At 70.6% G+C, this 10,032-nt stretch carries 7 protein-coding genes and 2 pseudogenes; 2 read left to right on the top strand and 7 right to left on the bottom strand.

The genetic code is table 11. The features are described from left to right. Positions 1-437, top strand: a pseudogene (locus tag STRTUCAR8_RS49225) (glycosyltransferase 87 family protein); the annotation flags it as partial. 93 nt (positions 438-530) lie between these two features. Here the strand turns inward: STRTUCAR8_RS49225 and STRTUCAR8_RS04025 are convergent. The 5 genes and pseudogenes from STRTUCAR8_RS04025 to STRTUCAR8_RS04005 form a co-directional block, all read right to left on the bottom strand. Beyond that, a pseudogene (locus STRTUCAR8_RS04025) lies at positions 531-1,301 on the bottom strand (lysophospholipid acyltransferase family protein); the annotation flags it as partial. After that, positions 1,298-2,074 carry a GNAT family N-acetyltransferase gene (locus tag STRTUCAR8_RS04020; RefSeq protein WP_006374147.1) on the bottom strand — a complete coding sequence of 259 codons (777 nt, stop codon included), beginning with the start codon at positions 2,072-2,074 and terminating at the stop codon, positions 1,298-1,300. The gene STRTUCAR8_RS04020 and the pseudogene STRTUCAR8_RS04025, both read right to left, overlap by 4 nt. Before the next feature lie 218 nt (positions 2,075-2,292). Then, positions 2,293-3,042: a succinate dehydrogenase/fumarate reductase iron-sulfur subunit gene (locus tag STRTUCAR8_RS04015; RefSeq protein ID WP_006374145.1), complete on the bottom strand. Its 750-nt coding sequence runs from the start codon at positions 3,040-3,042 to the stop codon at positions 2,293-2,295. Continuing rightward, positions 3,039-4,991, bottom strand: a complete 1,953-nt coding sequence (locus STRTUCAR8_RS04010; RefSeq protein WP_006374149.1) for a fumarate reductase/succinate dehydrogenase flavoprotein subunit — start codon at positions 4,989-4,991, stop codon at positions 3,039-3,041. The genes STRTUCAR8_RS04015 and STRTUCAR8_RS04010 overlap by 4 nt, the downstream gene beginning before the upstream one ends. A gap of 1 nt (position 4,992) precedes the next feature. Next, entirely contained in the window at positions 4,993-5,664 is a 672-nt protein-coding gene (locus STRTUCAR8_RS04005; protein WP_044471601.1) for a succinate dehydrogenase, read from the bottom strand. A gap of 131 nt (positions 5,665-5,795) precedes the next feature. Between STRTUCAR8_RS04005 and STRTUCAR8_RS04000 the strand changes: the two genes are divergently transcribed. Further along, positions 5,796-6,680, top strand: coding sequence for a LysR family transcriptional regulator (locus STRTUCAR8_RS04000; RefSeq protein ID WP_006374151.1), 885 nt, complete (start codon positions 5,796-5,798; stop codon positions 6,678-6,680). A gap of 80 nt (positions 6,681-6,760) precedes the next feature. Here the strand turns inward: STRTUCAR8_RS04000 and STRTUCAR8_RS03995 are convergent, their stop codons facing one another. Together STRTUCAR8_RS03995 and STRTUCAR8_RS03990 are read right to left on the bottom strand one after the other, a co-directional pair. After that, positions 6,761-8,905: a putative bifunctional diguanylate cyclase/phosphodiesterase gene (locus STRTUCAR8_RS03995; protein ID WP_006374144.1), complete on the bottom strand. Its 2,145-nt coding sequence runs from the start codon at positions 8,903-8,905 to the stop codon at positions 6,761-6,763. Next, positions 8,902-9,714 (bottom strand): SAM-dependent methyltransferase, encoded by an 813-nt coding sequence (locus STRTUCAR8_RS03990; RefSeq protein ID WP_006374143.1) that lies wholly within the window; start codon positions 9,712-9,714, stop codon positions 8,902-8,904. Before STRTUCAR8_RS03990 ends, STRTUCAR8_RS03995 begins: the two co-directional genes overlap by 4 nt. Between the last annotated feature and the right edge of the window lie 318 nt (positions 9,715-10,032).

The raw sequence follows: 10,032 nt of genomic DNA, 5'->3' as shown, positions 1-10,032 counted from the left end.
GCCCGGACGTCACGAGCGACGTCTCGGTGATCTACCACGGCTGGTACGAGGTGCTGAGCCACGGCACCTTCCCGCTGAACGACATCACCTGGCAGTACCCGCCCGCCGCCGCCCTGGCGATCCTCTCCCCCGGCGCCCTGCCCTTCCTGGACTACGCGTCGGCGTTCTTCGTACTGGCCGCTCTCGCCGACCTCGTCGTCCTGTCCCTGCTCCTGTACGCGGGCGGGCGCCCCGGCCGGTCGTCGCGCGGCGCCTGGGTGTGGGTGGTGGGCGTACCGCTGCTGGGCCCGACCGTGTACGCCCGGTACGACGTCATGGTGACCGCCGTGGCGGTGGCCGCGCTGCTCGCGGGCGCCCGGCATCCGCGCCTCATGGGCGCCCTGGCGGGCTTCGGGGCGCTGCTGAAGGTCTGGCCCGCGCTGCTGCTCGTGGGGGCCGCAGGCCCTTCCTTCAGAGGCGCGGGGCTGTATCGATATGCGGCTCCGCCGCGGGGCGCGACCAGCCACGACGAACCCGCACCCGCCCGCACTCGGATGCGCCGGCTGGGCCGCACTGGCCAGGGAGCGCCGGTCCAGGTGACTCCCCGGCACGATCACCTCCCGCACCTCCACCTCCGCCACCAGCCCACGCGCCGACACCACCCGCCACACCGACGTGAGCAACGAGTCCTCGCCGACGAACGCGGGCGCCGTGCTGGCCGCTCCCCCGGCGAGCCGGTAGCGCAGACGCACCGGCTGGACGGGGACCCCGGCGTCCAGCGCGGCCTGGAACACCGCCCGGCGGAAGTAGCCCTGGGCGTTGCCGCACCAGGTGCTGCCCTCGGGGAAGGCGACGACCGCCGTGCCCTCGCGCAACGCCTCGGCGATCTTCGCGACGGTCTGGGGCAGCGCCCGCAGCCGGTCGCGCTCGATGAACAGCGCACCGCCGGCCGCGGTCAGCGCGCCCGCCACCGGCCACTGCCGGATCTCGGCCTTGGCGAGCATCCTGGCCGGCCGTACGGCGGCCAGCAGCGGGATGTCCAGCCACGAGATGTGGTTGGCGACCAGCAGCACACCCCCGGTGGGCGCGGTGGGGCCGCTCACGCGGAGCCGTACCCCGGCGGCCCGCACGATGGTGCGGGCCCAGCGCCGTACCCACCCGGCGGGAATCCGCCCGCCGAACGGGCACAGCATGATCCCGGCGAGCAGGACGATCAGGACGGTCACCAGGCGCAGCACGGCCAGGGGCAGGGCCGTCGTGGAACCCGTGGTCTCCACGCACGTCCTCGGGGTGCAGGGCGCGCTGGGCAGCCAGACGCTCATCGGGCCGGGACGAGGGAGAGGAAGTGCCGCAGATAGCGCTGGTTGATCCGGCGCATCGACAGCAGCACGTACAGGTCGGCGACCCCGAAGTCCGGGTCGTGGGCGGGCTCCCCGCAGACCCAGGCGCCCAGGCGGACGTAGCCGCGCAGGAGCGGGGGCAGTTCGGTGCGGCCGGCGGGACGGGTCACACCGTCGGCGGACCAGGGCAGCAGCGGCCGTACCCGGAACTCCTCCGGCGCCAGGTGCTTGGCCCGGACGCGGTCCCAGGTGCCGGCGGCGACGGTGCCGCCGTCGGAGAGCGGGATGGAGCAGCAGCCGGCCAGCCAGTCGTGGCCGCGGTCGACCATGTAGCGGGCGATGCCGGCCCAGATGAGGCCGATGACCGCGCCGTCCCGGTGGTCGGGGTGGACGCAGGAGCGGCCGACCTCGACGAGCCCGGGGCGGATCGCGTCGAGCGGGGAGATGTCGAACTCACCCTCGGAGTAGAGGCGTCCGGCGATCGCCGCGCGTTCCGGGGGCAGCAGCCGGTAGGTGCCGACCACCTGGCCGGTGAGGGTGTCGCGGACCAGCAGGTGGTCGCAAGTGGCGTCGAAGGGGTCGATGTCGAGGCCGGGCTGCGGGGAGGACAGCAGGGCGCCGAGCTCACCGGCGAAGACGTCGTGACGCAGCCGCTGTGCGGCGCGTACGTCGTCCTCGTCGCGGGCGAGGGTGACGGTGTAGCGGGTGGGTGTGGCGGGGAGCGGGGGACGTTCGATGGTGGAAACGCCGGTCATGGCTCTCTCCTGGTCACGGGCCGGGGACGGCGAGGGGTGAGCTGGCCGGTCCCGTTACGTCCGGCCGTATCAGTTCTTCCGACCTCGGCTGTCCTGCGCGTGACTCTCGAAGGGAGAGCGGGTGTGGGCTTGCTGAATGCCAGGGGTGCCTGGCGGGACCGGGGTAGAGCACCACTCCGGTCCCGCCCGTCCGCACCTTGCCGGCGAACGTTCTGGGGTCAGCGGCCGGACACTTTTCGCGTCGCCCGCAGCCACTCCTTGTTCATCCCGGTGATGGAGAAGAGAGGGATGCCCTTCGGGCACGCGGTGGCGCACTCCCCGGCGAGGGTGCAGCCGCCGAAGCCCTCCTCGTCCATCTGGGCGACCATGTCGAGAACCCGGGTCTCCCGCTCCGGCGCCCCCTGCGGGAGCACGTTCAGGTGGTTGACCTTGGCGGAGGTGAAGAGCATGGCCGCGCCGTTCGGGCATGCGGCCACGCAGGCTCCGCAGCCGATGCACTCGGCGTGCTCGAAGGCGAAGTCGGCGTCCGGTTTGGGTACGGGGGTGGCGTGGGCCTCGGGGGCGGCGCCGGTCGGGGCGGTGACGTAGCCGCCGGCCTGGATGATCCGGTCGAAGGCGGACCGGTCGACGACGAGGTCCTTCACCACGGGGAAGGCGGCGGCGCGCCACGGTTCGACGTCGATGGTGTCGCCGTCGGCGAAGGACCGCATGTGGAGCTGGCAGGTGGTGGTGCGCTCGGGCCCGTGCGCGTCGCCGTTGATGACGAGGGAGCACGCGCCGCAGATGCCCTCGCGGCAGTCGTGGTCGAAGGCGACCGGGTCGTCGCCCTTGAGGATGAGTTCCTCGTTGAGGGTGTCGAGCATCTCCAGGAAGGACATGTCGGCGGAGATGCCGTCCACCTCGTACGTGGACATGGCGCCGTCGGCGTCGGCGTCGCGCTGGCGCCAGACGCGCAGGGTGAGCTTCATGCGTAGCTCCGCTGGGTGGGGTGGACGTACTCGAAGACGAGGTCTTCCTTGTGCAGGACGGGGGCAGAGCCCGCACTTGTGAACTCCCAGGCCGCCGCGTAGGCGAACCTGTCGTCGTCGCGGGCCGCCTCACCGTCCGGGGTCTGGGACTCCTCGCGGAAGTGGCCGCCGCAGGACTCGGCGCGGTGCAGGGCGTCGAGGCACATCAGCTCGGCGAGCTCCAGGTAGTCGACGACACGGTTGGCCTTCTCCAGCGACTGGTTGAACTCCTCGCCGGTGCCCGGGACCTTGATCCGCCGCCAGAACTCCTCACGGATCTGCGGGATGCGGCCCAGGGCCTTGCGCAGTCCGCTCTCGCTGCGGGCCATGCCGCAGAACTCCCACATCAGTTCGCCGAGTTCACGGTGGAAGGAGTCGGGGGTCCGGTCGCCGTCGACGGCCAGGAGGAGGTTCAGGCGGTCCTCCGTCTCGGCCAACACCTCCTGTACGACGGGGTGTTCGGCGTCGACGCGTTCCTGACCGGGGTGGCGGGCCAGGTAGTCGTTGATGGTGGCCGGGAGGACGAAGTAGCCGTCCGCGAGGCCCTGCATCAGCGCCGAGGCGCCGAGCCGGTTCGCGCCGTGGTCGGAGAAGTTGGCCTCGCCGATCGCGAACAGGCCGGGGACGGTGGTCTGGAGGTCGTAGTCGACCCAGAGTCCGCCCATCGTGTAGTGGACGGCGGGGTAGATCCGCATGGGGACCGTGTACGGGTCCTCGGCGGTGATCCGCGCGTACATGTCGAAGAGGTTGCCGTACTTCTCCTCGACGGCCTTGCGTCCCATCCGCCGGACGGCGTCGGCGAAGTCGAGGTAGACGCCCTGCCCGCCGGGTCCGACACCCCGCCCCTCGTCGCACACGTTCTTGGCGGCGCGTGAGGCGATGTCACGCGGGACCAGGTTGCCGAAGGAGGGGTAGATCCGCTCCAGGTAGTAGTCGCGTTCGTCCTCGGGGATCTCGTTCGCCGGCCGCCGGTCGCCCTTGGCCTTCGGCACCCAGATCCGGCCGTCGTTGCGCAGCGACTCGCTCATCAGGGTCAGCTTGGACTGGTGGTCGCCGGTGCGCGGGATGCAGGTCGGATGGATCTGGGTGAAGCAGGGGTTGGCGAAGTGGGCGCCGCGCCGGTGTGCCCGCCAGACGGCGGTGGCGTTGGAGTTCATGGCGTTCGTGGAGAGGTAGAAGACGTTGCCGTAGCCGCCGGAGGCGAGGACGACGGCGTCCGCGAAGTGGCTGGAGATCTTCCCGGTGATCAGGTCACGGGCGACGATCCCCCGGGCCCGCCCGCCGACGACGATGAGGTCGAGCATCTCGGTGCGGGCGTGCATCTCGATGTTCCCGGCGGCGATCTGCCGGCTCAGGGCCTGGTAGGCGCCGAGCAGCAGTTGCTGGCCGGTCTGGCCGCGGGCGTAGAAGGTCCGTGAGACCTGCACTCCGCCGAAGGAGCGGGTGTCGAGCAGGCCGCCGTACTCGCGGGCGAAGGGCACGCCCTGGGCGACGCACTGGTCGATGATCTCGACGGAGATCTGCGCCAGCCGGTGCACGTTGGACTCACGCGCCCTGAAGTCGCCGCCCTTGACGGTGTCGTAGAAGAGCCGGTGGACGGAGTCGCCGTCGTTGCGGTAGTTCTTCGCCGCGTTGATGCCGCCCTGGGCGGCGATCGAGTGGGCGCGGCGTGGGGAGTCCTGGTAGCAGAACTGGACGACGTGGTAGCCCTGTTCGGCGAGCGTGGCACCCGCGGAACCGCCGGCCAGCCCGGTGCCGACGACGATGACGGTGTGCTTGCGCCGGTTGGCGGGGTTGACCAGCTTGGCCTCGAACCGGCGTGTGTCCCAGCGCTCGTTGACCGGGCCGGCGGGCGCCTTGGGGTCGACGAGGGGCTCGCCGGTCGTGAACTCGGTGTATTCAGCGGTCATTTCAGCTCACCACTCCGGTCATGACGCCCACGGGTACGGCGAGGAAGCCGGCCGTGAGCAGCAGCGCGAGGATGTTCGCGACGGTCTTGAGGGCGCGGTCGCGGGTGCGGCTGCCGGCGCCGAGGGTCTGGGCGGCGCTCCAGAAGCCGTGCCGGATGTGCAGGCCCAGGGCGAGCATCGCGACGATGTAGATGACGTTGCCGTACCAGGTGGAGAAGGTGTCGACGACGTTCTGGTAGGGGTGCCCCGGCTGGAAACCGCCCGAGTGGACGGTGCCGGTGGTCAGGTCGAGGACGTGCCAGACGATGAAGAGGCCGAGGATGATCCCGCCCCAGCGCATGGTGCGCGTCGCGTAGCTCGACCGTGCCTTCCTGTGCACGTACTTGCTGGGCCGGGCCCTCAGGTCGCGGCGGCTGAGCTGGTAGGCGGAGGTGGCGTGGGCGACGACGGCCCCCACGAGCGCGACACGCACGAGCCAGAGCGTCCACTCGTAGTGCATGAAGGGCTCGCCGACCGTGCGCAGCCAGTGGGCGTAGTGGTTGAACTCGCCGGGCCCGAAGAAGATCTTCAGGTTGCCGATCATGTGGACGACGAGATACAGCAGCATGATCAGGCCGCTCACGGCCATCACGGTCTTCTTGCCGACGGAGCTGTCCCACACCGTGCGTGCGATGGACGGCCGTCGGTCCATCCGCGTTGCCAAAGCCATGGGTCAAGACGCTAGGCCGCACGACCCCGATCGGTCCAAGACATGGTCCGGCTCGTTTCCATAGCCAAAGCCTATGCAGGCCGTATCCTGGCCGCATGCAGTTCCAGCAGCTCCAGTACTTCGTGGCGGTCGCCGAGACCCGGCACTTCACCCGCGCCGCGGATCTCGTCCATGTCGCGCAGCCCTCGCTGTCCCAGCAGATCAAGTCGCTGGAAAGGGAGTTGGGGGCAGAACTGTTCCTGAGAGCGCGCGGCAACATCACGCTCACGGACGCCGGCGAGGCGCTGCTCCCGCTGGCCCGGCGCATCCTGGCCGACGCCGACACGGCCCGGCACGAGGTGCAGGAACTGGCCCAGCTGCGGGCCGGCCGGATCCGGCTGGGCGCGACACCGAGCCTGTGCACGGGTCTGCTGCCGGACGTGCTGCGCGCCTTCCACGACCGCTATCCCGGCATCCGGCTGCTCATCGAGGAGGGCGGCTCACACGATCTCGTACGGGAGCTGGCGCGCGGCGCCCTGGACCTGGCCCTGGTCGTCCTCCCGCTGCCGACCCCGTCCCCGGCGCTGACCACGCTGGAGGTCCTGCGCGAGGACCTGGTGGTGGTGTCGTCCCCGGACGCGCCGGCCCCCGGCCGGGGCCGGCGGACCGTCCGTGTCGCCGATCTGGAGGGCGAGCGCCTGGTGATGTTCCGGCACGGCTACGACCTGCGCGAGCTGACCGTGGCGGCGTGCCGCTCCGCCGGGTTCGAGCCGGAGTTCGCGGTGGAGGGCGGGGAGATGGACGCGGTGCTGGGGTTCGTACGTGCGGGGCTTGGCGTGGCTGTCGTACCGCGCATGGTGGCGAGCCGGACGGGGCGGGGGCTCAGGGTGACGCCGCTCGCCCGGCCGGGGCTGTTCCGGGCGATCGCCCTGGCCCACCGAAGCGATGTGGCTCCGCCTCGGGCGGCTCGGGAGTTGCAGCGGATGCTGTTGGAGAGGTGACGGGGGTGGAGGGCGCGGGTTGTGGACACCGATCACGTAGTACGTGGCTGGTCGCGCAGTTCCCCGCGCCCCTGGGTGGGTCACCCTGTCGCATCTACCAGGGCCAGGTCGTGCAGGCGTTCCGGGGGGCCAGGTCGGGCGTAGTACCAGCCCTGGGCCGTGTCGCAGCCCAGTATGCGGAGCTGCTCCGCCTGCGCGCCCGTTTCCACTCCCTCGACCGTGACGGTGAGGTTGAGGCTGTGGGCGAGGGAGACGATGCCCTCGACGATCTTCAGGTCGACGGGGTCCGCCGGGAACTGCTGCATCCCCTGGGTGAAGGAGCGGTCGAGCTTGAGGATGCTCACGGGGAGGCGGCGCAGGTTCGCCAGGTTGGAGTAGCCGGTGCCGAAGTCGTCCAGGGCGATGTCGACGCCCATCTCGGCGAGGCGGCGCAGGGGTTTGAGGAGGTCGTCGTCGGCGCCGATCAACGCCGACTCCGTCACCTCCAGGCACAGGGCCTCGGGTTCGAGGCCCGCGCGTTCCAGGATGTCGACGGTGTCCTGCACCAGGCCCGGGTGGGTGAGCTGGCACGGGGACAGGTTGACGTTGATGCGCAGCGGGCCCCCGGCCGGGTGTCCCCCGAACTGCCCCTGCCAGTCGCGGGCCTGACGCACCGACTGTTCCAGGACCCAGCGGCCGAGCGGGACGATCAGGCCGGTGTGTTCGGCGAGCGGGATGAAGCGGTCGGGGCCGAGGACTCCGTGCTGCGGATGCAGCCAGCGCACCAGGGCCTCGGCACCGCGCACACTGCCGTCGCCGAGGTGGACGAGCGGCTGGTACTCGATGAAGAACTCGCTGCGGTCCAGGGCGGCTGGCAGCGCGGTGGTGAGCCCGTGACGGGTGATCGCCCTCAGGTCGGCCTCGGGGTCGGCCAGTTCGAAACGGTTGCCGCCCGCCGACTTGGCCCGGTACATGGTGATGTCGGCGCTGCGCAGCACCTCCGCCGGGCCTCGCTCCCCCGCCGGCCCCTCGACGATGCCGATGCTGCCGCGCACGGTCAGCTCCCGGCCGTCGACGCTGACCGGCGCGATCATCGCGTTCATGATGCGGGAGGCGAGTTCGTCGACCTCGCGTTCGGTGTCGGGGCCGGTGGTCAGTGCCACGAACTCGTCGCCGCCCAGCCGGGCCACCATCTCGCCGGGCGCGGTCGCACAGGACTGCAGCCGGTCGGCGACCTCGACGAGCAGCCGGTCGCCGGCCGCGTGGCCGAGGCTGTCGTTGATGGTCTTGAAGCCGTCGAGGTCGAGATAGCACAGGCCGAAGCGCTGGCCCTCGCCCGCCGACACCGCCTTCTCCAGGCGCTCGAAGAACAGGGTGCGGTTGGGCAGTCCGGTGAGCGCGTCGTGCGTGGCCTCGTACCGCAGCCTGAGGTTGAGGAGCCGGCGCTCGGTGGTGTCCTCCATCAGGGCCAGCTGGTACTGCGGCCGACCGTCGGCGTCGCGGAGGAGGGAGACCGTGAGGTTGGTCCACAGGACGGTTCCGTCGGGGCGGTAGAACGCCTTCTCGACGTGGTAGTGCTCGCGTTCGCCGCGGACGAGTTCCTCGTAGAGCCGCCAGACCTGCGGGGCGTCGTCCGGGTGGGTCCACTCCGGGACCCTGCGGCCCCGTACGGTCTGCTCCGAGCCGCCGAACATACGTTGCAGCGCACCGTTGATCTGCAGGATGTTGCCGTCGAGGTCGGCGATGCCGATGCCTATGGCCGCACCCTCGAAGACCGCCCGGAAACGGGCCTCGCTGTCGTGCAGTGCCTCGGCGACCGCGCTGCGCGCACTCTGCGCGGCCCACGCGATGGCCTCCTGCTCGACCAGTGTCCGGTCGCGCAGCGCGACGGCGTAGCCGGCGGCCATGGCGTGCTGGAGCCTCGACGAACGGGCGCGCAGGTCCTCCTGCGGGCCGCCCTCACCGCAGTAGAGCACCAGATAGGCGTCCACGCAGTCGAGCGAGCGGAGAAGCGTCTCGGGGTCGGTGCAGTGCGCGGCGACCAGCGCGGCGCCGACCGCCCGGCCCTCCTCGGCGTCGAACGTCCTGGCTCGCAGCGCCTCACTCAACCGCCCGGCGAGCGGCAGGAGTTGCTCCTCGAACTCCGGCCGGGTGAGCGAGGTGGAGGTCACCTGGAACACCGCCCGGCTCCAGATGGTCGCGAACCTGCGCAGTCTGTCCTGGGGGCCGTCCGGTTCCGCCGTCATGCCGTACGCCCCACGCCGGCGAATCCGGAGAACGAGTACGCGTCGTCGTCCTCCGGTGCCGTCTCCGGCCGCCAGCGCGGCATCGGCACCAGTCCCGGTTCCACCATGTCGTACCCCTCGAAGAACCGTGCGATCGCATCGTGCGAACGCATGACCAGCGGATTGCGAATGTCCTTGTATACGTCGACCGCGCCCTCGGCCCGCTCCGGCGGCAGCGGGATTCCCTCGTACGAGGCATGCGTCAGGACGAGCAGGCTGCCGGGCGCGAGCGCGTCGCGCAGCTCGGCGACCGCCGCGTACGGGTCGTCCGTGTCTTCCACGAAGTGCAGTATGGCAACGAGAAGCAGGGCCACTGGCCGGTTCCGGTCGATCAGGCTCTGTACCTGGAGGCTGTCCAGGATCTCCCGGGGCTTGCGCAGATCGGCGGCGAGGACGTCCGCGTGCTCGTCACCGGCCAGGACCGCCTGGCTGTGGGCGACGGCGACCGGGTCGTGGTCGACGTACACCACCCGCGCCTCGGGGTTCACCTCCCGGGCCACTTCGTGGACGCTGCCGAAGGTGGGAATGCCCGAGCCGATGTCGAGGAACTGGGTGATGCCCTCGGCGGCCGCGAAGCGGACGGCCCGGCGCATGAACGCGCGGTTCGCCTGCATGATCTTCGGAAGTCCCGGCATGTACTCCATGGCCCTGCGGGCGGCTTCCCGGTCGACCTCGAAGTTGTGTGATCCGCCCAGGTAGAAGTCGTAGATCCGGGAGACGCTCGGCACCGTGATGTCGATGCCCCGGGGGGCCCAGGCAGGACGCTCCATCTGTCTCTCTCCCAGGAGTTGGCAGGCATTGGCGGACCAGTGTTCGAGCTGAGGTTACTGATCGCCCGCCAAAGGTACGAGCGGAAACGGAAATTGACCATCCGTTCCCGGTCACTGCCTGCGGCACGTGCCGAATTGACGTACCGCGAACTCTCTACGAAATGTATCCGGAGCGTTCCAAAGAGTTCTCAAGGGTTACGAAGTGTTGCTGCCGACTCCCGTCGAAATACGGCGAGTCGGGGACGATTCGCCGACAAAATGCCTTACTTACCGGCGAGTTGCGGACATGCCGAAGAGGCCTGCTCCCTTCGTCCCGCA

This window comes from Streptomyces turgidiscabies Car8 (assembly GCF_000331005.1).
Classification (GTDB): Bacteria; Actinomycetota; Actinomycetes; order Streptomycetales; family Streptomycetaceae; genus Streptomyces; species Streptomyces turgidiscabies.
This window is presented reverse-complemented; position numbering and strand designations above follow the sequence as displayed.

Excerpts from the sequence above, each read along its gene's own strand:
- STRTUCAR8_RS04020 (WP_006374147.1), bottom strand. The coding sequence starts at position 2,074 with ATGACCGGCGTTTCCACCATCGAACGTCCCCCGCTCCCCGCCACACCC.
- STRTUCAR8_RS04015 (WP_006374145.1), bottom strand. The coding sequence starts at position 3,042 with ATGAAGCTCACCCTGCGCGTCTGGCGCCAGCGCGACGCCGACGCCGAC.
- STRTUCAR8_RS04010 (WP_006374149.1), bottom strand. The coding sequence starts at position 4,991 with ATGACCGCTGAATACACCGAGTTCACGACCGGCGAGCCCCTCGTCGAC.
- STRTUCAR8_RS04000 (WP_006374151.1), top strand. The coding sequence starts at position 5,796 with ATGCAGTTCCAGCAGCTCCAGTACTTCGTGGCGGTCGCCGAGACCCGG.
- STRTUCAR8_RS03995 (WP_006374144.1), bottom strand. The coding sequence starts at position 8,905 with ATGACGGCGGAACCGGACGGCCCCCAGGACAGACTGCGCAGGTTCGCG.
- STRTUCAR8_RS03990 (WP_006374143.1), bottom strand. The coding sequence starts at position 9,714 with ATGGAGCGTCCTGCCTGGGCCCCCCGGGGCATCGACATCACGGTGCCG.